The organism is Streptomyces sp. NPDC044033 (assembly GCF_056434425.1).
In genome coordinates this window covers 35399-56210 of sequence record NZ_JBWKFF010000017.1, presented here as the reverse complement: position 1 = coordinate 56210, position 20812 = coordinate 35399, and the positions used below count along the sequence as shown (strand labels likewise).

Annotated in this window: 19 protein-coding genes and 1 pseudogene; 10 read left to right on the top strand and 10 right to left on the bottom strand. The window is 73.2% G+C overall.

Annotation, left to right across the window (positions count from 1 at the left end):
- Positions 1-135: 135 nt before the first annotated feature.
- From fxsA to AC07AB_RS27135, 6 genes are all read right to left on the bottom strand, one after another.
- Positions 136-705 (bottom strand): FxsA family membrane protein, encoded by a 570-nt coding sequence (gene fxsA / locus AC07AB_RS27160; RefSeq protein ID WP_478571776.1) that lies wholly within the window; start codon positions 703-705, stop codon positions 136-138.
- A gap of 119 nt (positions 706-824) precedes the next feature.
- Positions 825-1790, bottom strand: a complete 966-nt coding sequence (locus AC07AB_RS27155) for an LLM class F420-dependent oxidoreductase (RefSeq protein ID WP_478571774.1) — start codon at positions 1788-1790, stop codon at positions 825-827.
- 93 nt (positions 1791-1883) lie between these two features.
- Entirely contained in the window at positions 1884-2651 is a 768-nt protein-coding gene (locus tag AC07AB_RS27150; protein WP_478571771.1) for a polyprenol monophosphomannose synthase, read from the bottom strand.
- The gene (lnt, locus tag AC07AB_RS27145) at positions 2648-4348 is read right to left on the bottom strand and encodes an apolipoprotein N-acyltransferase (RefSeq protein ID WP_478571768.1); all 1701 of its coding nucleotides are present in this window, start codon (positions 4346-4348) and stop codon (positions 2648-2650) included. Before lnt ends, AC07AB_RS27150 begins: the two co-directional genes overlap by 4 nt.
- A gap of 597 nt (positions 4349-4945) precedes the next feature.
- A complete protein-coding gene (locus tag AC07AB_RS27140; protein WP_478571765.1) occupies positions 4946-6586 on the bottom strand; it encodes an amidohydrolase in 1641 nt (546 codons plus the stop codon).
- 183 nt (positions 6587-6769) lie between these two features.
- Positions 6770-7210 (bottom strand): Lrp/AsnC family transcriptional regulator, encoded by a 441-nt coding sequence (locus AC07AB_RS27135; RefSeq protein ID WP_478571762.1) that lies wholly within the window; start codon positions 7208-7210, stop codon positions 6770-6772.
- A gap of 197 nt (positions 7211-7407) precedes the next feature.
- On the opposite strand from AC07AB_RS27135, the gene AC07AB_RS27130 reads away from it, so the two are divergent.
- On the top strand, positions 7408-7785 hold the full coding sequence (locus tag AC07AB_RS27130; RefSeq protein WP_478571759.1) for a hypothetical protein: 378 nt from the start codon (positions 7408-7410) through the stop codon (positions 7783-7785).
- 162 nt (positions 7786-7947) lie between these two features.
- Positions 7948-9132: a threonine synthase gene (locus tag AC07AB_RS27125; RefSeq protein ID WP_478571756.1), complete on the top strand. Its 1185-nt coding sequence runs from the start codon at positions 7948-7950 to the stop codon at positions 9130-9132.
- Between the two features lie 111 nt (positions 9133-9243).
- On the opposite strand, the gene AC07AB_RS27120 is transcribed toward AC07AB_RS27125, so the two are convergent.
- Positions 9244-9834: an AAA family ATPase gene (locus tag AC07AB_RS27120; RefSeq protein ID WP_478571753.1), complete on the bottom strand. Its 591-nt coding sequence runs from the start codon at positions 9832-9834 to the stop codon at positions 9244-9246.
- A gap of 34 nt (positions 9835-9868) precedes the next feature.
- Positions 9869-11041 (bottom strand): acyl-CoA dehydrogenase family protein, encoded by a 1173-nt coding sequence (locus tag AC07AB_RS27115; RefSeq protein ID WP_478571750.1) that lies wholly within the window; start codon positions 11039-11041, stop codon positions 9869-9871.
- Between the two features lie 313 nt (positions 11042-11354).
- Between AC07AB_RS27115 and AC07AB_RS27110 the strand changes: the two genes are divergently transcribed.
- Positions 11355-12683, top strand: coding sequence for a glycoside hydrolase family 18 protein (locus AC07AB_RS27110; protein ID WP_478571747.1), 1329 nt, complete (start codon positions 11355-11357; stop codon positions 12681-12683).
- Between the two features lie 56 nt (positions 12684-12739).
- On the opposite strand, the gene AC07AB_RS27105 is transcribed toward AC07AB_RS27110, so the two are convergent.
- Positions 12740-13393 carry a TetR/AcrR family transcriptional regulator gene (locus AC07AB_RS27105; RefSeq protein WP_478571744.1) on the bottom strand — a complete coding sequence of 218 codons (654 nt, stop codon included), beginning with the start codon at positions 13391-13393 and terminating at the stop codon, positions 12740-12742.
- 167 nt (positions 13394-13560) lie between these two features.
- Between AC07AB_RS27105 and AC07AB_RS27100 the strand changes: the two genes are divergently transcribed.
- The 4 genes and pseudogenes from AC07AB_RS27100 (at position 13561) to dhaM (ending at position 16678) form a co-directional block, all read left to right on the top strand.
- The gene (locus tag AC07AB_RS27100; protein WP_478571741.1) at positions 13561-14175 is read left to right on the top strand and encodes a DUF6230 family protein; all 615 of its coding nucleotides are present in this window, start codon (positions 13561-13563) and stop codon (positions 14173-14175) included.
- Positions 14166-15152, top strand: a complete 987-nt coding sequence (locus tag AC07AB_RS27095; protein WP_478571738.1) for a DUF6114 domain-containing protein — start codon at positions 14166-14168, stop codon at positions 15150-15152. Before AC07AB_RS27100 ends, AC07AB_RS27095 begins: the two co-directional genes overlap by 10 nt.
- Before the next feature lie 383 nt (positions 15153-15535).
- Positions 15536-16174, top strand: a pseudogene (gene dhaL / locus AC07AB_RS27090) (dihydroxyacetone kinase subunit DhaL); the annotation flags it as partial.
- A gap of 9 nt (positions 16175-16183) precedes the next feature.
- Positions 16184-16678 carry a dihydroxyacetone kinase phosphoryl donor subunit DhaM gene (dhaM, locus tag AC07AB_RS27085; protein ID WP_478572187.1) on the top strand — a complete coding sequence of 165 codons (495 nt, stop codon included), beginning with the start codon at positions 16184-16186 and terminating at the stop codon, positions 16676-16678.
- 70 nt (positions 16679-16748) lie between these two features.
- Here dhaM and AC07AB_RS27080 read toward each other — a convergent pair whose 3' ends face one another.
- A complete protein-coding gene (locus AC07AB_RS27080) occupies positions 16749-17459 on the bottom strand; it encodes a PIG-L deacetylase family protein (protein WP_478572184.1) in 711 nt (236 codons plus the stop codon).
- Positions 17460-17735: 276 nt separating this feature from the next.
- Between AC07AB_RS27080 and AC07AB_RS27075 the strand changes: the two genes are divergently transcribed.
- Genes AC07AB_RS27075 through AC07AB_RS27065 form a run of 3 tightly spaced genes read left to right on the top strand, consistent with a single transcriptional unit; the run spans position 17736 to position 20644 of the window.
- Positions 17736-18794, top strand: coding sequence for an ABC transporter substrate-binding protein (locus tag AC07AB_RS27075; RefSeq protein ID WP_478571735.1), 1059 nt, complete (start codon positions 17736-17738; stop codon positions 18792-18794).
- On the top strand, positions 18795-19868 hold the full coding sequence (locus tag AC07AB_RS27070) for a FecCD family ABC transporter permease (protein WP_478571732.1): 1074 nt from the start codon (positions 18795-18797) through the stop codon (positions 19866-19868).
- Positions 19865-20644: an ABC transporter ATP-binding protein gene (locus tag AC07AB_RS27065; protein WP_478571729.1), complete on the top strand. Its 780-nt coding sequence runs from the start codon at positions 19865-19867 to the stop codon at positions 20642-20644. The genes AC07AB_RS27070 and AC07AB_RS27065 overlap by 4 nt, the downstream gene beginning before the upstream one ends.
- The last annotated feature ends 168 nt before the right edge of the window (positions 20645-20812 follow it).

Sequence of the window (20812 nt, the reverse complement as noted above, 5' to 3'; positions counted from 1 at the left end):
GGGGAGAAAGGGATGACAGAACAGAAGGCTGTTTTGCCTCCTCTTCTCGTCCTCGCACCGGTCGCCACCGCCCCTTGCCAGCACCCCCCCCACCCCGCGCGCGCGTACGGGCCGGTTCATGACACGGGTCCCCACTCAGTGCGGGAGCTGCGGCCCGTCGTGGCGCGGCGTCGGCGGCTCGTCGTCCCGGATCACCTCTCCGGGGACGACCTTTCCGTCCGGGCGGTGCATGCGTGCCTGCTGGAAGGCGTCCCCCAGGGTGCCCGGCGCGTGGCCCACCCGGCGGGAGAGGCGGCGCTCGAAGGTCTTGCGCAGCAGTGCCCGCGTCGGCGGGAAGAGGCACAGCAGACCGGCGGTGTCGGAGACCAGCCCGGGGACCATGATCAGCAGACCGCCGAGCATCATGAGCCCGTTTCCGGGGCTCTCCCGCTCGCCAGGGGCCGCCGCGGGGTTCTCGGCCGCCTGGACCGTACGGGCCAGCCGCTCCCACGCGCGCCGCCCCGCCCGTTTGATCACCACGGACCCCAGCACCACGCCCGCCACCAGCAGCCCCAGCACGGTGAGCCCGCCCGCGGCCTCGCCCACCATGATCAGCAACCAGATCTCCAGCACCGCCCAGGCGGCGATGGCCAGCGGGATGAACGTGCGGGCCCGCGAACGCTTAGGCGGGCGGGCGGCTGTCGGCTGCGGTGCTCCGAAGGTCATGCCTCAAGTGTGCCTGCACCCGCGAGGGGCCGCGTCGGCGGTGGCGCGTGGGCGGCGCGGTGCGTGCCAAAGCCGGTCCCGGACGCGCCGGAGCCGTCACCGGCGCGTCCGGGATCCGCTCACAGCGTGCGCAGCGCGGGCAGCAGGACCCGCTCGGCCCAGTCGAGGAAGGCGGGCTGGGTGTCCCCGCCGATCTGGACCAGGGCGATCTCGGTGAAGCCCGCGTCGGCGTACGGACGTACGGCCTCGACGAAGTCGTCGAGGCGGTCCCCGCACGGGATCGACTCCGCGACGTCCTCGGGCCGTACGTACTGGGTGGCCGCGGCGAATGCCTCGGGGCCGGGCAGCTCGGCGTTGACCTTCCAGCCGCCGCCGAACCAGCGGAACTGGTCGTGGGCGCGGCGGACGGCGGCGTCCCGGTCGGGGTTGTAGGTGATGGGCAGCTGCCCCACCCGGGGCTTGCCCGCTCCCCCGTGGCGCTCGAAGGCGGCCAGCAGCTCGGCCTTGGGCTCGGTGGCGATCACGGCGTCCGCGAGGCGTCCGGCGAGCGCGCAGGAGTCCTCGCCGGAGACGGCGACGCCGATCGGCGGGGCCTGCTCGGGCAGGTCCCAGAGTTTGGCGGACTCGACGTCGTAGTGCGTGCCGTGGTGGTTGAGGGTCCGGCCGTCGAACAGGGCGCGGATGATCGTGATCGCCTCGGCGAGCTTCTCGTGCCGCTCGCCGGCGCCCGGCCAGCCGCCGCCGACGACGTGCTCGTTGAGGTTCTCGCCGGAGCCGAGGCCGAGGCGGAAGCGCCCTTCGGAGAGCAGCTGCACGGTGGCGGCCTTCTGGGCGACGATCGCGGGGTGGTAGCGGGTGGTGGGGCAGGTGACGTACGACATCAGCGGGATACGGGAGGTGGCCTGGGCCGCGGCGCCCAGGACCGACCAGGCGTACGAGGAGTGCCCCTGGGAGGCGAGCCACGGCGAGTAGTGGTCGGAGGTGACGGAGAAGTCGAACCCGGCCTGCTCGGCCCGGACCACATGGTTCACAAGCTCCCTGGGCCCCGCCTGCTCGGTCATCATCGTGTAGCCGATTTGCACCATAATATGCGGATTCCCGGCGCGGGTATCGCAAAACATCACGCGCCGCCGAACCGGGTACCCGGCGCGGCGGCGCGTAAGGCGGCGGACCGGGTGTCAGCCGTCCTTGCGGCCGAGCACCTTGTTGATCCGCGAGCCGACGCCCCAGGTCGTGACCCGCCACAGAGCCTCGGCCAGGATGTCCTTGCTCATCTTGCTGTCGCCCAGCTCGCGCTCGACGAAGGTGATGGGGACCTCCACGACGTGGAATCCGGCCTTCACCGTGCGCCAGGCCAGGTCGACCTGGAAGCAGTAGCCCTGCGAGGCCACCTGGTCCATGCCGAGCCCTTCCAGGGTCTCCTTGCGGAAGGCCCGGTAGCCGCCGGTGACGTCCCGCATGGGGACGTCGAGCAGCAGACGGGAGTAGGTGGAGCCGCCGCGGGAGAGGAACTCGCGGTGCTTGGGCCAGTTCACGACCCGCCCGCCGGCCACCCAGCGGGAGCCGAGTACGAGATCGGCGCCCTTGAGCGCGGTCAGCAGCCGCGGCAGTTCCTCGGGCTGGTGGGACCCGTCGGCGTCCATCTCCACGAGGACGCCGTAGCCGTTGTCGAGGCCCCAGCGGAAGCCCGCGAGGTAGGCCGCGCCCAGCCCTTCCTTGCCCTTGCGGTGCATGACCTTGACATGATCGTCCTCGGCGGCGAGCTCGTCGGCGAGCTTCCCGGTGCCGTCGGGGCTGTTGTCGTCGGCGACGAGAACGTGCGCCTCGGGAACGGCGGACCGCACCCGGGCGACGATGGGCTTGATGTTCTCCGCCTCGTTGAAGGTCGGGATGATCACCAAGGTCGTGCCGAGCGGACCGTACTTCCGCTGAGCGCCGTCGTTCACTGCTGCCCCTTCTTGTCCGGACGTCCCCAACGGCCGAACAGGATCGCGACCGCGCAGGACAGGAGGCCCACCATAGCGATCACCCACTCCGGCGCCGCACCGACGCGGTCGGCGACGGTGATCCCGTCACGCAATGGGATGTCGGCGTTCAGGACCTCTCGGGTGAATTCCCCACTGCGCTGCCGCACCGTGCCGTCGGGCCCGACGACCGCGCTGATGCCGCTGGTGGCCGCGGTGACGACGGCGCGGCCGTGCTCGACGGCCCGCAGCCTGGACATCGCGAGCTGCTGCTCGGGCTGTCCGGTGCGGCCGTAGGTCGCGTTGTTGGTCTGCACGACCAGGGCGCGCGCCCCGGCCTTCACCGTGTCGTGGACGATCTCGTCGTACGCGACCTCGAAGCAGATGACGTCGCCGAGGCGGGCCGGGCCGATCTGGAGGACGCCGGTGTGGTCGCCGGGGTAGAAGTCGCGGGGCACCCGCTGGAGCCGGGTGATCAGCTTGCTGAGTTCGGCCCGGAAGGGCACGTACTCGCCGAAGGGCACGGGGTGCTGCTTCGTGTAGGAGGCGCCGGGGCCGGTCTTGGGGTCCCAGACGATGCCCTCGTTGAAGACGTACCCCTTCTTGGAGGGATGGTCGACGAGGGCTCCGACGAGGATCGGCACGCCGACGGCCTTGGCGGCCTCCTGGATGCGGTCGTACGCCTCCGGGAACTTGAACGGGTCGAGGTCGGAGGAGTTCTCCGGCCAGATCACCAGGTCCGGCTTCTTGACCCGGCCCGCCTCGATGTCCTTGGCCAGCTTGAGGGTGGCGGCCACGTGGTTGTTGAGGATCATCATCGGGCGGCCGAGGAAGTCCATCCCCACCTGCTGGACGTTCCCCTGCACGATGGCGACGTTCGCCGTGTCGTCGGCCTTGGTGGGCACGGGCACGGCGTACGCGCCGACGGTGATCGCGGCGGCCAGGGCGAGGGCTTCGACCGCGGGCAGCGCGGCCCGTACGGTCCGGGGCGCGGCGGCGGCGCGCAGCCGCCACGCGGTGGTGACCGCGTACGCCAGCAGCGCGCCGACGAGGGCGACGGCGAAGGTGACGAGGGGGGCGCCGCCGAGGGCCGCGAAGGGGGTGAAGGACGAGCCGGTGTTGGCGAAGGCGAGGCGCCCCCAGGGGAAGCCGCCGAACGGGATCCGGTCGCGCGCCCACTCCTGGGCGACCCACAGGCAGGCGGTCCACAGCGGCCAGCCGCGCAGCCGCGAGGTGAGGGCGAGGCCCGCGCCGAGCAGGCAGACGAAGAGGGACTCGGCGACCGACAGCCCGAAGACCGCGTCGTAGCCGACCACGCGCAGCCAGCGCAGCAGGAAGAAGAAGAACGGCAGGGCGAAGACGAAGCCGGTCCACGCGCCCTGGCGGACGGTGCGGCCCCGGGTGAGCAGGCTGAGGGCGGCGACGGCGAGGATCGACAGCGGCCACACGTCGTACGGCGGGAAGGCCGCGGTCAGGGCGAGGCCCGCGAGGACGGCGAGGCCGGTGCGCGGCGCCTCGCGGCGCAGGAGCAGCGCGAAACGCCTGGCGCGGCCGGGGCGTGCGGGGGCGTGGGCGGGCACTGCTGCCTCCCCGTCGTCCGGCGCCGGTTCATCCGCCCGTCGCGTGGCTGCCGGGCCGCCGGTGGCGGAATCGGCGGTGGTGTCGGAACCCGAGGGCACGTGACGGCCTTCCTTGCAGGTCGTGCGATGGTGAGCAGACGGTATACCGACGAGATCGCGGCGTGGCCCCAGGGTGCGTAAAAGACCGGTGGGCGGCGGCGCGTGAACGGCCGCGGCCGGCGTACGGGCACGGGGGCGGGTCTGTCCGGCGGCCCGTCGCGGGCCGGGGCGCGGCATCGCGCCGCCGCGGGCGGCTGACTGCGGATGGGGGCCCAGAGTCCTTCGGGCCGACCTGGGGCCCGCTGGCTGCGGGTCGACCTAAAGCCGTTGTCTACTGAACGCCCGGGCCCCACCCGGGTCACACCTGCCGGCCTGGCGAAACCTTCCCTCGCCCCCGTGCGCTGGACCTGGCTCCCAGTGGCGGTGTGCCTTCGCGGCTCACCGCCCCCTGGCCCAGCGGCGTTCGATGACTAGGCGGAGGTTTCCCGACCGGGCGTCCTGTGGTGGACTCCGCCGAACCTACCCGCCGTCGCCCGCACCCTGTCAACACTCACATGACCTGCGTCGTTGTCTCAAATCAGCAGGTCAGTACAGCGAGCGCGGGCATGCGGCGACAGGCCGACGGCACGTCGTTCGGCGGTACGGGGCGACCGTACATCACTCGTTCGGCCGCTCGTGGACCGTCCGTCCGCCGACCACCGTGCGGACGCAGACCGGAAGTTGGCGGCCGGGGGTGAGGTCGGGCAGGCCCGGGGTGCCGGAGCGGGGGTCGGTGGACCAGTCGGCGACCCGGCTGTCCGGGACCTGGACGACGAGGTCGCCGGCCTCCCAGACCGCGTAGTCCGCCGGGGCGCCGGGGACGAGCACCCCGGCGTCGTCGCGGCCGACGGCGCGCCAGCCGCCGCGCGTGTGGGCGGTGAAGGCGGCGCGTACGGAGACGCGGTGCTCGGGGGTGCGGTGGAAGGCCGCGGCCCTTACCGTGCCCCAGGGGTCCAGGGGCGTGACGGGGCTGTCGGAGCCGAGCGCGAGCGGCACACCGGCGCGCAGCAGAGCGGCGTACGGATTGAGCGTACGGGCCCGCTCCCGGCCCAGGCGCTGCGCGTACATGCCGTCCTCGCCGCCCCAGGCGGCGTCGAAGGCGGGCTGCACGGAGGCGGTGAGGCCCAGTTCGGCGAAGGCCGCGATGGTGTCGGGGGTGAGCATCTCGGCGTGCTCGACGCGGTGCCGGGCGGCGCGGATACGGGCCATGCCGACCCGGTCGGCCGCGGCGCGCACCCCCTCGACCACGGCGGTGACGGCGGCGTCGCCGATGGCGTGGAAGCCGGCCTGGATCCCCGCCTCGGTGCAGGCGGCGACGTGTGCCGCGATGCCCTCCGCGCTGTGGTGGGCGACGCCGGTGTGCGGCGCGTCGGCGTAGGGCTCGTGCAGGCAGGCGGTGTGCGAGCCGAGGGAGCCGTCGACGAAGAGGTCGCCCGCCGCGCCGATGGCGCCGAGCCCGCGAATGCGGTCGGCTTCCTTCGCGTCTGTGATGGCCTCCGCCCAGTAGCCGAAGATCCGGGGGCCCGGCTCCTCGGCGGCGAGCCGCAGCAGGCCGGTCAGGTCCTCGGGGCTGGAGATGTCGGGGCCGGCGCACTCGTGGAGCGAGCCGATGCCGCGGGACGCGGCGTGGGCGCGGGCGGCGCGCTGCGCGGCCGTGCGCTGGGCCGCGGTGACGCTCTCGTGGGCGGCGGCCCGCACGGCGTGGTGCGCGTCCCCGGTGAGCGGCCCGTCGGGGGTGTACCCGGAGCGCCCGGCGACGCCGGGCACCAGGTCGAGGAGGGCGCTGGTGACCACGGCGGAGTGGACGTCGACGCGGGTGAGGTAGAGCGGCCGGCCGCCCGTCGCCGCGTCGAGTTCCGCGCGGGACGGCGGGCGCGCCTCGGGCCAGCGGGTGGCGTCCCAGCCGTGGCCGAGGAGGACGCGGTCGGCGCCGCGGGCGCTCGCGTGGGCCCGTACCCGGTCGAGCGCGTCGGCGAGCGTACGGGTGCCGGTGAGGTCGAGGCCGGTGAGCGTGAGGCCGGTGGCGGTGGTGTGCACATGTGCGTCCGTGAACGCCGGGGTGACGAGCGCTCCGCCGAGGTCGACGGTCTCGTCCACGCCGTCGGCGAAGGAGTCCGCCGCGCCTTCGGAGCCGACCCAGGCGACGCTGCCGCGTTCGACGACCATGGCGGTCGCGAAGGGGTCGGCGGGGCTGTGGACGGTGCCGCCGCGCAGCAGGACGGTGCGGCTCGGGGCCTCGGCGGGGGTGGGTTCGGTCACTGGTTCTTCGCCTCGTGGTGTCGTTCGGGTCGGGCCGCGCTGCCTGCCGCGCCTCGCGGTGGCGGCCTCGCGCGGACGCGTGCGCCGCGCGGAACGGCGTACGGACCCGCCCAGTCTCGCCCCTCGGGGCGGCGGTCCCCGCACGGGGGCGCGCTCCCACGGGTGGCGGGCGCGCCCGCCGGGTCAGATACGGGGCGGCCTGGCCTCGTACGGGGTGGACAGGACGACGGTGGTGCGGGTGGACGTCCCGGCGAGGGAGCGGATGCGGGTGAGGAGGTATTCGAGTTCGAGGGGCGTGGCCACGCGCACCTTGAGGATGTAGTTCTCGTCGCCCGCGACGCTGTGGCACGCCTCGATCTCGGGGATGTCGGCGAGCCGTTCGGCGATGTCGTCGGGTGCGCTCGGGTCGAAGGGCTTCACCGAGATGAAGGCGGTGAGCGGCAGCCCCACGGCCTCGGGGTCGACGACGGCCGCGTAGCCGCGGATGACCCCGCGCTGTTCGAGGCGGCGCACGCGCTGATGCACCGCCGAGGTGGACAGGCCGGTGGCCTTGCCCAGGTCGGTGTAGCTCATCCGCCCGTCATTGACGAGCAGTTCCACGATTTGTCTGTCCAGCTCCTCCACAGCGGATCACCCTATGGTGTCGGAGGCGGTCAGGCACAGTCAGCGGACACGCAACTGCTCGTGTCATGTGACGAACGCCACAACCGTTCACCCGTGTCCGTCGGCGCGCTGCGATTATCCGCGCGGTCCCAAGGGAAATCCTTGCTGTGGTCGAGGCCGCGGCGCCTGACCGGCCCATCTGAGGGGGAGAACCCACTATGCCCAGCCCTGAACGCCTCGATGAGAGCGATACCGGGAACATCACTGACAGCGCCTACGAGACCTACGAGATGTTCCGGGTGATCTGCCCGGACTGCGCGCGGCCGATCGCGCTGCTGGCGGACGAGGACGTGCTGCCCGAGCACGCGCTGTGCCCGTCCCCGTGGAACCCGTTCGGGCTCACCGTCTGCCCGGGCACCGGACGCGGCGCCGCCGACGCCTCCCCGGCCGACGACTCCCTCGACGCACAGGAACAGGACGCCGCACTGCTGTTGACGCTGCCGGAGAGCCTGGACTGGCGGCGGCAGCCGTTCTCGCACATCGGCGGCGCCACCTCCCGTCCGCTCCAAGTGCCCCGGATGCGGCCTCAACTCTGAGCGGCCCTCCGGGATACCGCGATCTCCGCTTCCACCCGGCGGCCCCGCCCCGGCCGCCTTCAATCCACCGCCTCGCAGCCGTACGATTCCTCTTACGACGCACGAGGCATACGAGCCGCATGAGGCGTCCGGCCCTACCCAGCGCATACCCCGGAGCCTCCTGTGACGCCACCACCTCTGCACTGCCTGCGCTGCGGCGTTCTCGTAACGGGCTTCACCGGCTGTCCCGTGTGCGCCGCCGAGGGGCTCGGGGTCAACGCGGCCCCGCCCCTCGCCGATCTGTCCGGGCTGTCGCTGGAGCGGTACCCGGGCGGGCCGTGGGGCTGGCCCGGTGCGCTGCCGGTCTCGGGCGACCCGGTGACGCTCGGCGAGGGCGGCACGCCCAACGTCCGTATACCGCTGGCGGATCCGGGCTCCGGCGAGCTGTGGGTGAAGGTCGAGGGAGCCAACCCCACCGGGTCGCACAAGGACCGTGCGATGAGCGTCGGGGTGGCCGCCGCGCTGGAGGCCGGGGCGGACACGGTGGTGGCCGCCTCATCCGGCAACGCGGGCACGGCGGCCGCCGCTTACGCCGCGCGGGCCGGGCTGCGGTGCGTGGTCCTCACCACCCGCGAGGTGCCGGAGCCGCTGCGCGCGCAGATCGACGCGCTGGGCGCGGCGCGGGTCGAGCGGGACGACCATGTGGCGCGCAACGCCGCCATGCGCGAGGGCGTCGAGCGGCTCGGCTGGTATCCGCTGACGACGTTCGCCCAGCCGCCGGCGGGCGGCAACGCCTATGCCAACGAGGGCTACAAGAGCGTCGCGTACGAAATCGCGCGGGACTTCGGGGAGCGGATCGGCGCGGTCGTGGTGCCCTCCTGCCGCGCGGATCTGCTCTCGGGCATCGGCCGGGGGTTCCGCGAACTGCGGGCGGCCGGGCTGGTGTCGCGCACGCCGCGGCTGATCGCGGCCGAACCGGACGCGGCGGCCCCCTTCACCGCGGCCCTGGCCCGTACGGACCGGGCGGAGCAGGAGCACACGACGGTGGAGCGGGGCCTCTCCCCCGCCTTCTCGCTCGGCGAGTCACGGCCCGTGTGGCAGGGGCTGGACGCGCTGTGGCGGTCGGAGGGCCGTGCGGTCGCCGTCCCCACCGAGGAGTTCATGGCGGAGCACCGGGAGCTGGGCGCACAGGGGCTGTTCGTCGAACCCTCGTCGGCGGTGGGGGTCGCCGCCGGGCGGCGCTGGGCGTACGAGCACGGTGAGCCGGTGGTGGTGATCGGCACGGCCACGGGCCTCAAAGACATCGCGAGCGTGCCCGCGGGCAAGGCCGAGGAGCGGGTGCCGGAGGTCGCGCGGCTGACGGGCTGAGGGCCCGGGTAGTGTCCCTGGCCGGACCGGCGCGCGTGCCAGGCGTCGGGCGTCCGGCCGGGGACAGGACGCAAGCTCCGACCGGGCCGCCCATCAGCCCAGCCGCCCTCCTCAGGCGGCCTGTCGGCCGATCTCCTGCGTCACGAAGCGCGAGCGCTCCTCGACGCTCGTGCACGGGAGCGGCACCAGTTCGTAGCCGTACGCGGTGTAGGCCGCCGCCATCGCCTCGTACGTCCGGCGCGCGGTCTCGAAGGACTGCTTGCGTTCGGTGTCCCGCGCGTAGATCTCCGGCCACGGCGGCGCGATGAACACCCGCCTGCGGTACCGGAACCGCTGGGCCGCCGCGTGCACATGGGACGGCACGGGAAGCCCTTCGAGCCGCAGGTAGCCCACGATGTCGGGGATGCCGCGGTCGAAGAAGACGTGCGCCCGCTCCCCCGCGGCCGAGCGGTGGCTGCGCAGATCCCAGGCGAGCATCAGCTCGGCGAAGAGCTCCCGGTCGTGCCAGGGCAGCGCCCTGCCGCCGATGGCCACTTGGTCCTGGATGATGGCGCGGCCGGCCTCGTGCGTACGCGCGTGACCGGCGTGCTCCAGGTGGTCGATCAGGGTGCTCTTGCCGGCGCCGGGGCCTCCGGTGACGACGGTGAACCGTTCCGTGCCCGGCTCGGCGGCCGGTGTCGGTGCTGCTGCGGGTGAGGGCATACGGGGCTGCTTTCCGCCCCGTCGCCGGGGCTGTTCAGCGTGATTCGGGGCCCGCGAGGTGGCGGGCGACGACCATGCGCTGGATCTGGTTGGTGCCTTCGACGATCTGCAGGACCTTGGCCTCGCGCATATAGCGCTCCGTGGGGAAGTCGACGGTGTAGCCGTAGCCCCCGAGCAGTTGGACGGCGTCGGTGGTCACGCGCATCGCGGCGTCGGTGCAGAAGAGCTTCGCCATGGCGGCTTGCTTGGAGAAGGCCAGCCCGGCATCGCGCAGCCGGGCGGCGGTGAGGTACAGGGCTCGACCGGCCTCGATCTGGGTGGCCATGTCGGCGAGCATGAAGCGCAGGCCCTGGAAGTCGGCGATGGGGCGTCCGAATTGCCGACGCCCGACAGTATAGGCGAGGGCTTCGTCGAGGGCGGCTTGGGCGACGCCGATGGCGCAGGCGGCGATGCCGAGGCGCCCGGAGTCGAGCGCGGAGAGGGCGATCGCGAAGCCCTGCCCCTCGTCCCCGATCCGGCGGTCGTCGCCGATCTGCACGCCGTCGAAGTTGACGCCCGCGGTGGGCGACCCCTTCATGCCCATCTTGCGCTCGGGCCGCGCGGCCGTGAGGCCGTCCGCGTCACCGGGCACGAGGAAGGCGGAGATGCCGCGCGGGCCCTCGCCGCCGGTGCGGGCCAGGACCGTGTAGAAGTCGGCGATGCCGCCGTGGGTGATCCACGCCTTGCTGCCGTTGAGGGTCCAGGTGTCGCCGTGGCGCGTGGCGCGGGTGCGCAGGGAGGCGGCGTCGGAGCCGGCGGCGGGCTCGGAGAGGCAGTACGCGCCGAGCAGCCGGCCGCCGAGCATGGCGGGCAGGTGCATGGCCTGCTGTTCCTTGGTGCCGAAGCCGGCCAGCGCGTGGCAGGCGAGGGTGTGCACGCTGACGCCGAGGCCGACGGTGAGCCGGGCCGCGGCGAGTTCTTCGAGGACCTGGAGATAGACCTCGTAGGGCTGGTCGCCGCCGCCGAACTCCTCGGCGTACGGCAGCGCGAGCAGTCCGGATTCGGAGAGCAGGGCGAACACGTCGCGCGGGAAGCGCCCGTCGTCCTCCTCCTCGGCGGCCGCGGGCGCGATCTCCCGCTGGGCCATCTCACGTACGAGCGCGATCAGGTCGCGGGCCTCCTCGGTGGGCAGCTGACGCTCCACCGGCTGCGGGCCGTGCTGAGACATGGCGGTGCTCTCCTCCCTGTCGGGCGCTACGGCAGCGGGCGCGCGGGGTGTGGCGGCGCCGCCGTGTGGTGCTGCCGCGCCGGTGGTCTCGCTCCGGGTCTCGGAGGGGATGACCTGCGGCTGTGGCGGGTTGGAGTATGCCCGATCGGCGGGCCCGCGTCACGGATTCACCGCCATGGCCTGCGGGTGAACGGAATTGGTCCGAACCATTGACCGTACTGGTCTAGTCCATCTACCGTTCCCAGGCAACGTCGTTCGCGTTCATGTCAAGTTGAGCAATACCCCCCATCTCCCCTTCCCACCGAGGAGAACCATGCTCAGACCGCACGGAAACCGCCCCCGCCCCCGCAGCCTGTTCGCGGCCACCGCCGCGGGTGCGGCGCTGCTCGCCACCACACTCTTCGCCGGCACCGCCGCGGCGGGGACGGTCCCCACGGCCGTCACCCCCGAGGCCAAGCCGGCCGCCGCAACCACGACCGGGACGAGCGCCCCGCAGAGCGCGTTGACGCAGAGCGCTCTCAAGCAGAACGCCGACGCCGGCGGCAAGGTGGTCGGCTACTTCACCAACTGGGGCGTCTACCAGCGCAATTACCATGTCAAGAACATCGAGACATCCGGTTCCGCTGCCAAGCTCACCCATATCAACTACGCCTTCGGCAACGTCACCGGCGGCAAGTGCGCCATCGGCGACTCCTACGCCGACTACGACCGCGCGTACGACGCCTCCACGAGCGTCGACGGCAAGGCCGACACGTGGGACGACGGCGCGCTGCGCGGCAACTTCAACCAGCTGCGCAAGCTCAAGAAGCTGCACCCGAACCTCAAGGTGCTCTGGTCGTTCGGCGGCTGGACCTGGTCCGGCGGGTTCGCCGAGGCGGCCAAGAACCCCGCGGCCTTCGCCGACTCCTGCTACAGCATGGTCAAGGACAAGCGCTGGGCCGATGTCTTCGACGGCATCGACATCGACTGGGAGTACCCCAACGACTGCGGCCTGACCTGTGACACCAGCGGCAAGGACGCCCTCAAGAAGGTGCTCTCCGCGCTGCGTTCGAAGTTCGGCCAGAGCAGCCTCGTCACCGCCGCGATCAGCGCCGACGCCTCCAGCGGCGGCAAGCTGGACAAGGCCGACTACAAGGGCGCCGCGAGTTACGTCGACTGGTACAACCCCATGACGTACGACTACTTCGGCGCGTGGGACGCGAAGGGCCCGACCGCCCCGCACTCCCCGCTCACGGCGTACAAGGGCATCCCGAAGGACGGCTTCAACTCGGACGCCACCATCACCAAGCTGAAGAAGATGGGCATCCCGTCCTCGAAGCTGCTGCTGGGCATCGGCTTCTACGGGCGCGGCTGGACCGGCGTCACGCAGGCCGCGCCGGGCGGCACCGCCACCGGGCCCGCGACGGGCTCGTACGAGCCGGGCATCGAGGACTACAAGGTCCTCAAGTCCAAGTGCCCGGCGACCGGCACGGTGGCCGGCACCGCCTACGCCAAGTGCGGCAGCGACTGGTGGAGCTATGACACCCCGGCCACGATCGGCGGGAAGATGAAGTACAAGCAGCAGCAGGCCCTCGGCGGCACGTTCTTCTGGGAGCTCAGCGGCGACACGTCGAACGGCGAGCTGATCAAGGCGATCAGCTAGCGGTCGGCGGGAGTACCGGGGCGGGCGGCCATCCATGGCCGCCCGCCCCGCGCCGTTCAGCGCAGGGGCGGCGGCGCCGGGAAGGCCGGCTCGTAGTCCTCGATGGTGCGGAGCGTGTCGCCGAGGCCCCGGACGAGCAGCGAGCGCACCATGTCGCGCTTCAGCCCCTGGTGGCTCAGCCAGTCGAGGGTGACCCCCTCCACCGACGACAGCCAGCCGATCAGCGCGGTACGGGCGATGAGCGGGATGTCGGCGCGCCCCCACGCCCCTTGGGCGATCGCCAGCAGCAGTTGTTCGCGCACCTCGGCCCGGATCGCGAGCACCTCGGCGTCGAAGCCGACGCCGCCGGTGACGATGGCGCGGTAGGCGGCCTGGTGGTGCTGGGCGTAGCGGAGATAGCCGTCGACGGTGTGGTGGACGCGCTCGGCGGGCGGCAGGTCGTGGGTGGAGCCGGCCCGTACGACGAGTTCGGCGACGGAGTCCTGGACGATCGCCAGGTAGTAGCCGCGCTTGTTCTTGAAGTAGTAGTAGATGAGACCCTTCGCGACGCCCGCGTGCCGGGCTATGTCGTCCATGGACAGCGCGTCGTAGGACGTGTCCGCGAACAGCCTCCTTCCGATCGTGATGAGTTCGGCGCGGCGCGCCTGGGAGCGCCCGGTGCCGCGCGCGGCTGGGGCAGCGCGCGTACCGCGCTGTTGACTATTATTCAATTTCGGCCCTAGTCTCCAACTGCCACCGGATTTCCGCAGTATGGCAGAGCGATGCCGACCGCGGACCGCGTCCCGGCGGCGGAGCCACCCCGCACTTCCCTGCGCATCTGCACGTGTTCGCGGCTGCGCCGCAGCCGTCCGATGACCGCTGCCCCGGGGAGGAATCAGTGAGCGGAACCAACCGTCGGCTGCCGGAGGGCAGAACGGCCTGGAAGAAGACGGCGGTGCTCGCCGTCCCCGCCGTGCTCGCGGTCGGAGCGATGGCCGCGGTGATGGCCGAAGGGGCGCTGGCCGCGTCCTTCGCCGTCTCCGGTACCAGTTTCCAGGTCTCCTCCGGCAAGCTGTCGAGCAAGGGCCTCTCGTCGTACGTGCAGACCGACCGGTCCGTGGACGGCAAGGGCCACCCGGTCGCCCTGCTCGGCATCGGCGACGCCACCCTGACCGACATCTGCCAGTCCGCCTCGGTCTCCACCCCGCTGGGGACCGTCACCTTCAAGCTCACGGCGGGCGGCGAAGCGGGCAATGTGACCGCCAGCAGCCTCATCATCGACGGCGAGGACCTGGTCGGCGACGCCCGGTTCGGCACCGCCGAGATCGGCCGCGACGCCTCCACCCTGGACCGAGTTCCGGGCGTCCAGGGCGAGAAGGGCAAGTTCGGCCTCCAGGCCGGGGACGTCACCGTGGCCGGGGTCCGCTCGCACGCCTGGTCCGCGACCGGCGGCAACTTCCGGCTCCGGGGCCTCAAGCTCAATGTGAGCCTGGACGGCAAGAAGTGCTTCTGAGCGCACGGTTGTCCCGGCGGCTCGACGAGCGGCTGCCGCTGCCGGACGCGCGGCGGGCCTTCCGCGGCTGGCGGCGGACCCGGCCCTTCTGGGCGGGGCTGCTGCTGGTCCTCGGCGGGGCCGAGCTGCTGCTCGTACCGCTGTCGCCGGTCACCATCCTGGTCAGCCTGGGCCTGGGCGGGCTGGCGGCGATCGGCATCGGGCTGGCGCTGATCGTCGCCGGGCTGTTCCTGTGGTGCGCGCCCGGCGCGCGACACTACGTGAGCCTCAACGCGCTGATCCTGTCGGTGCTCTCCTTCGCCGCGACGAACCTGGGCGGGTTCCTCATCGGGATGGCGCTGGGCATCGCGGGCAGCGCGATGGGGTTCGGCTGGACGCCCGTAGCGCCCCCGGACGGAGCCGGGGAGGACGGTGGGGAGCCAACCGAGCGGCTGCCGTCCGTCCGGGACGATCCGGGGTCCAGGACGCTGGCGGCCGTGCTGCCCGTGGTGCTGCTGGCCGCGGTCGGCCCGTCGTCGGACCGTACGGCCGAGGCGGCGGACGGCGTCCCGGCGGCGGCGGTCGCGCCGACCGTCACCACCTCGCTGTTCGCGCCCGACGGCTTCCTCCTCGCCGGGGTCACCCGGGTGCCCACCGCCGAGGGGCCGGTGAAGGTGATGGTGCTCAAGATGCGGGCCGCCTCCCTCACCGACTACCGGCTCACCACCCGCGACGGCGGCCCCGAACTGGCCCTCGGCGCGCGGAAACTGGACCTCAGCGGGGACGTCACCCTCTATCTCACCAAGTTCAGCGGATGCCTTGAGGGCCTCCTCTGCCTCACCTTCACCCCCGACCAGCTGCCGGTGCCGCCCGTCGTGCCGCCCTTCGTCTTCATGACGAACGTGGACGCCGAGCAGGCGCTGGTCACCTCCGACCTCATCGTCGCCGACGGACTGACGCTGCAAACGCCCGCCGGCCGGGACCGGGCCGAGCCGTGATCAGCCATGATCCGGATCCGGGCCGCGCCGTTCCGGGTCTTCGCCACCGGGGCGGCGTACGCACGCGCCGCCGACCCGCGGGCGCCGCGGCGGCAGGGATACACGCGCTCCCCGGGTCGGCGCTCGGGCGGCCGCTCCCTGGATCGGCGCTCGTGCGGCCGCTCGGCGCGCCCGCCGGTCTCGCGCTCCCCGCGGCGGGCTCGGCGCTCGTACCGCCGGGCCCCGCCGCTCCCCCGCGTACCGGCCGTACGTACGCGTCGGGCTGCCTGACGGAGGCCGGCGCGCGGTCGCGGAGCCCCTCCGATCGGTGACGGCGCTACGCTGAGCAGGGCAAAGGCCCGTACGGCCGTACGGGCCGCACCCGCGAAGAGGAGCCGCCGCCCATGTCCGTCACCCTCGATACGGCCTTCTTCCGCCGCTTCCTCGCCCGCTCCACGCAGGTGTTCGTGGCCGAGGCCGCGCACCTGACCGACCTCGACGCCGCCATCGGCGACGCCGACCACGGCGCCAACCTCAAGCGGGGCTTCACGTCGGCCGCGCGCGTCGTCACCGATGAGGCGCCCGCCACACCGGGGGCCCTGCTGACCGCCGTCGGCATGCATCTGACCAACACGGTCGGCGGCGCGTCCGGGCCGCTGTACGGGACGGTGCTGCGCCGCATGGGCAAGGTGCTCGGCGAGGACGCGGTCGTCGAGCCCCCGGCGCTCGGCAAGGCGCTGACCGCGGCGGTCGCCAGCGTGCGGCGGCTGGGCGACTCCGCGCCCGGCGACGCCACGATGGTCGACGCGCTGGCGCCGGCGGCCGAGGCGTACACCTCCGCCCTGGAGGGCGGCGGCGATGCCGCGGCCGCGCTGGACGCCGCGGCGCGGGCCGCGCGCGAGGGCGCCGAGGCCACGGTGCCGCTCCAGGCGCGGCGCGGCCGGGCCAGCTACCTCGGTGAGCGCAGCATCGGCCACCAGGACCCCGGGGCCGCGTCGTCGGCGATGCTGATCACCGCGCTGTACGAGGCCGCGGACACCGGTCTGCCGGAGGTGTTCGAGGGCGCGGAGGCCGAGGAGGCCAAGGAGACGGCGGCTCCGGAGGAAAGCCCTCAGCCCGAGAAGGCGAAGGAGAAGGAGAACGGCCGCGTCGGTGTCGTGCTCGTCTCGCACAGCCGCGATGTCGCCGCCTCGACGGCCGAGCTCGCGAAGGCCCTCGTGGGCACCGGCGACCCGGCTCCCGTCGCCGCGGCGGGCGGCCTGCCCGACGGCGGCGTCGGCACCAGCGCGGAGCTGATCCGGCAGGCGCTGGCGGACGTGGACGAGGGCAAGGGCGTAGTGGTGCTCTGCGACATGGGCAGCGCCGTCCTGACGGTCAAGGCCATCCTGGCCGCCCCGGCCGGGGACGGCGTCCCCGAGGACCTGCGCATCGCGGACGCGCCGTTCGTGGAGGGCGCGGTGGCGGCCCTGGTGACGGCCTCGGTCGGGGGCGACGCGGACATGGTCATCGCCGCTACGGACGATGCCAGGGGCTACCGCAAGGTCTGAGTCTCCGAAGGCGGCGGGCCGCCCCGCCCCTGCAACCGCTTCTTCGGCCGTTTCTTCGGCAGCGGCCGTTTCAGCGGCTGAAGAGTTCGAAGGCGACGGCGGGACGGCCGCCGAAGCGGGCGGCCGCGGCCGCCATGTTCCCTTCCAGGAAAGTGCGGCAGTAGCGCTCCGGTTCCTCGTCGGTGAGGGCCTCGATGTACGTGCGGTGGGCCAGCAGCGACGCGACGGCCCGGTCGAGGCCCGTGCTCGCGTCCACGGCGTGGGTGGGCCGGGGCGAGCCCGCGACGGCGACGTAGCGGACGCCGTTCCACGGCGCGAGGCCGTCCGCGACGAGTTCGGGGAAGATCCAGCGGTTCCCGGCGTCGCCGACGGCGTCGAGGACGGCCCGGCCGACGGCCCGGTGGTCGGGGGTGTTCCAGGCGACGCCGCCCCAGGTGTCGTGGTAGTTGAGGGTCAGTACGAGCTCCGGGCGGTGCGCGCGGATGGCGGCGGCGAAGTCCCGGCGCAGCGCGGTGCCGTACTCGATGACGCCGTCGCGGTGGCCGAGGAACTCCACGCTCCGCACCCCCACCTCGGCGGCGCTCGCGTGCTGTTCCCGCTCGCGCAACGGCCCGGCCTCGGCCGGCTCCATGCTGTCGATGCCCGCCTCGCCGACGGTGGCCAGCAGGTAGGAGAACTCCCGGCCGCCGTCGATCCACGCGGCGATGGCCGCGGACGCGCCGTATTCGAGGTCGTCGGGGTGGGCGACGATCGCCAGGGCACGCTGCCAGTCGCCGGGCATCTCGGCGAGCGGCGGTCCATCGGTCCGGTCCCTGTCCGTGGCGGGGGATTCCGTGCGTGGCCCGTCGCCCGGGTCCGTAGCAACCATCTCCAGATCTCCTTCGCTTCCCGCGATGTCGTTTCCCGCGATTCCTTCGGTTCTTCGTTCCGCGTGGATTGCAGGCTATGTCCGGCTTCTTCGCGACGCACGGGAACCGGGCGGACCCGCCGCCCGACTACCTGATCCGGGCCCGCAGCGGCGGGCCCGCGCGTTCGCCGAGTTCCTGGAGTGTTTGTGATGCGCCCTCGTGTGTGGTGCGGAGTGCTGGGCCTGCTGGCCCTGTCGGCGACGGCCTGCGGAAGCGGCGGGGCCGCGAGGCCGGGGAGCGCCGGGCCGTCGGAGGCCGCCGACGGCTTCCCCGTGAGCGTCGCCGACTGCGAGGGGGCGAAGACCACGTTCGACGCCGCTCCGAAGCGGATCGTGACGAGCAACGCGTCGGCACTGGAGACCCTGCTGCGGCTCGGCGCGGGCGACCGGGTCGCCGGTACGGGCTTCCCGCCCGGCAAGGGCACGGTCCCCGCCGAACTGGCGGAACAGGCGGCGAAGGTGCCGGTGCTGGGGAAGACGGTGATCCCCAAGGAGAAGCTCCTCGGCTCCGGCGCGGACCTCTACATCGACTCGTTCTCGTCGATGAGGAACATGAGCGGCATGGGCGACGCCCCGACGCCGCGGGAGTTCGAGGCCGCCGGCATCAAGCACGTCTTTCTGCGCTCGTCGGCGTGCGCCGCCGCGCAGAAGGGGCCGCGCACCGACCTGTCGGGGGTGATGGCGGACATCGAGGAGCTGGGGAAGGTCACCGGGACCTCGAAGCGCGCCGGTGAGCTCGTGGACGGGATGCGGAAGAAGACGGACGCGGTGCGCGACGCGCTGAAGGGCGTGGCGCGGGACGATCGGCCGTCGTACTTCTTCTTCGATTTCGACGCCGGCACCAAGCAGCCGCTGGCCGTGTGCGACAAGCAGGTGGCCAACGCCGTGATCACGCAGGCCGGGGCGCGCAACGTCTTCGGCGACTGCGACGGGGACTTCAAGCCGGTCGGCTGGGAGGACGTGGTCGCGAAGAACCCGGACTGGATCCAGCTCGGCGTGCGCAACCGGGGCAGCGAGGCGGCGAACGACAAGGCGTTCGACCAGGCCGCGGAGTTCCTGCGCACCTTCCCGGCGACGAAGGGGCTGGGGGCCGTCAAGGAGAACCGCTTCCTGCGGATCGGCACGGAGCGCACCACGATCGGCGGAGTGCGCAGCGCGGACACCGTGCGGGAGATCGCGCACACGATCCACCCGGACCGGGTGAAGTAGGTGACGGCGACCGTCCCGCTCTCCGGCTCCGAGGAGCGGGAGAGCGGCGTACGGACCGTACGGGCCGGCTGGATCGGGGCGGCACTGGGCGCGGCGCTGCTCGTCGCGCTGATCGCGTCGGTGTGCCTGGGATCGACCCCGGTACCGCTGGGCGAGGTCTGGTCGGCGGTGGTGCGCGGGATCAGCGGGCGGGGCCCCGCGCCGGGCACCCAGGATCTGATCGTGTGGCAGCTGCGGCTGCCGCGGGCGCTGCTGGCGGCGCTCGTGGGGGCGGGGCTGGGCCTGGTGGGCACGGCCGTGCAGGCGCTCGTACGCAATCCGCTGGCCGACCCGTACCTGCTGGGCATCTCCAGCGGCGCGTCGCTGGGCGCGGTGGCGGCGATCGTGCTCGGGGCGGGCGCGGGCGGCGCGCTCGGGCTCGGGCTGTCCTCGGCGGCGTTCGCCGGGGCCCTCGCCGCGTTCGCGCTGGTGTGGGCGATGGCGCGGCGCGGGGGCGGGTTCTCGCCGCTGCGGCTGGTGCTGGCGGGGGTGGGCATCGGGCAGTTCCTGTCGGGGTTCACCAGCTATCTGGTGCTCCAGGCCGGGGACGAACAGCAGACGCGCGGGGTCCTGTTCTGGCTGATGGGCTCGCTGGGCGGCGCTCAGTGGGCCACTCTCGCGCTGCCCGCGGCGGCCGTGCCGCTGGGGCTCGCGGCGCTGCTGGCGCGGGCCCGCGCGCTCAACGCCCTGCTGATGGGCGATGAGACGGCGGCCGGCCTCGGCGTGGACGTGACGCGGCTGCGGCGCGAGCTGTTCGTGGTGACGAGCGTGCTGACCGGTGTGCTGGTGTCGGTCTCCGGGGCGATCGGTTTCGTGGGGCTGATGGTGCCGCACGCCTGCCGGATGGTGGTGGGCGGCGATCACCGGCGGCTGCTGCCCGTCTCCGCGCTGTTCGGCGCGGTGCTGCTGGTGGTGGTCGACCTGGTGGCCCGGACGGCCCTGTCCGATCAGGAGCTGCCGGTGGGCGTGGTCACCGCGATGATCGGCGCGCCCACGCTGCTGTATCTGCTGGACCGGCGATTGGAGCGGTCATGAGGATCGCGGTCGAGGACCTGGACGTGTCGCTGTCCGGGCGCACGGTGGTCTCCGGTGTCAGCCTGCTCGCCGCGGAGGGGGAGATCGCGGGGCTGGTGGGGCCCAACGGGAGCGGCAAGTCCACTGTGCTGCGCACCGTGTACCGGCATCTCGCGCCGAAGGCCGGGCGGGTGCTGCTGGGCGATACGGACCTGCGGTCGCTGACGACGGTGGAGTCGGCCCGGCGGATCGCCGCGCTCCCCCAGGAGCGCGGCGGCGACTTCGAGCTGACGGTCCGTGAAGTGGTCGCGATGGGCCGTACGCCCTACAAGCGGGCGTTCGCGGCGGAGGACCGGGCCGACGCGGATGCCGTGGCCGCGGCGCTCGAACGGGTGGGGATGGCCGAGGCCGCGCGGCGGCGGTTCTCCGCGCTGTCGGGCGGCGAGCGGCAGCGGGTGCTGCTGGCGCGGGCCCTCGCCCAGGACCCCCGGGTGCTGGTGCTGGACGAGCCGACCAACCACCTCGACGTACGGCACCAGGTGGAACTGCTCACGCTGCTCCGCGAGCAGCGCCGTACGACGCTGATCGCGCTGCACGACCTCAACGCGGCGGCGTCCGTGTGCGACCGGCTGCACGTACTGCACGGCGGGACGGTACTGGCCTCCGGCCCGCCGCGCGATGTGCTCACGCCGCGGCTGCTGGCCGAGGTGTTCGGGGTACGGGCGGCGGTGGTGGACCATCCGCTGACCGGGGACCCGCTGATCGCTTTCGATCACAGGGGGGCGGCGGGGGCTTGAGGGCCGGGGCTCCGGGGGGCCGGGCCCTCGGAGCCCCGGCGGGCTACCGCTCCGCGTAGTGGGGGGGGGGGGGGGGGGGGGATTGGAGGGGGGGCCCACAAAAAGGGGGGGGGGGGGGGGGGGAGGAGGGGGGGTGTTGGTTCTGCCTCAAGAAGAGGGGGGGGAGGA

Coding starts and splice junctions, on each gene's coding strand:
- AC07AB_RS27080 (WP_478572184.1), bottom strand. CDS start 17,459: ATGCCCGGCGACTGGCAGCGTGCCCTGGCGATCGTCGCCCACCCCGAC.
- AC07AB_RS27065 (WP_478571729.1), top strand. CDS start 19,865: ATGAGGATCGCGGTCGAGGACCTGGACGTGTCGCTGTCCGGGCGCACG.
- fxsA (WP_478571776.1), bottom strand. CDS start 705: ATGACCTTCGGAGCACCGCAGCCGACAGCCGCCCGCCCGCCTAAGCGT.
- AC07AB_RS27120 (WP_478571753.1), bottom strand. CDS start 9,834: ATGCCCTCACCCGCAGCAGCACCGACACCGGCCGCCGAGCCGGGCACG.
- AC07AB_RS27155 (WP_478571774.1), bottom strand. CDS start 1,790: ATGGTGCAAATCGGCTACACGATGATGACCGAGCAGGCGGGGCCCAGG.
- AC07AB_RS27110 (WP_478571747.1), top strand. CDS start 11,355: ATGCTCAGACCGCACGGAAACCGCCCCCGCCCCCGCAGCCTGTTCGCG.
- AC07AB_RS27115 (WP_478571750.1), bottom strand. CDS start 11,041: ATGTCTCAGCACGGCCCGCAGCCGGTGGAGCGTCAGCTGCCCACCGAG.
- AC07AB_RS27075 (WP_478571735.1), top strand. CDS start 17,736: ATGCGCCCTCGTGTGTGGTGCGGAGTGCTGGGCCTGCTGGCCCTGTCG.
- AC07AB_RS27130 (WP_478571759.1), top strand. CDS start 7,408: ATGCCCAGCCCTGAACGCCTCGATGAGAGCGATACCGGGAACATCACT.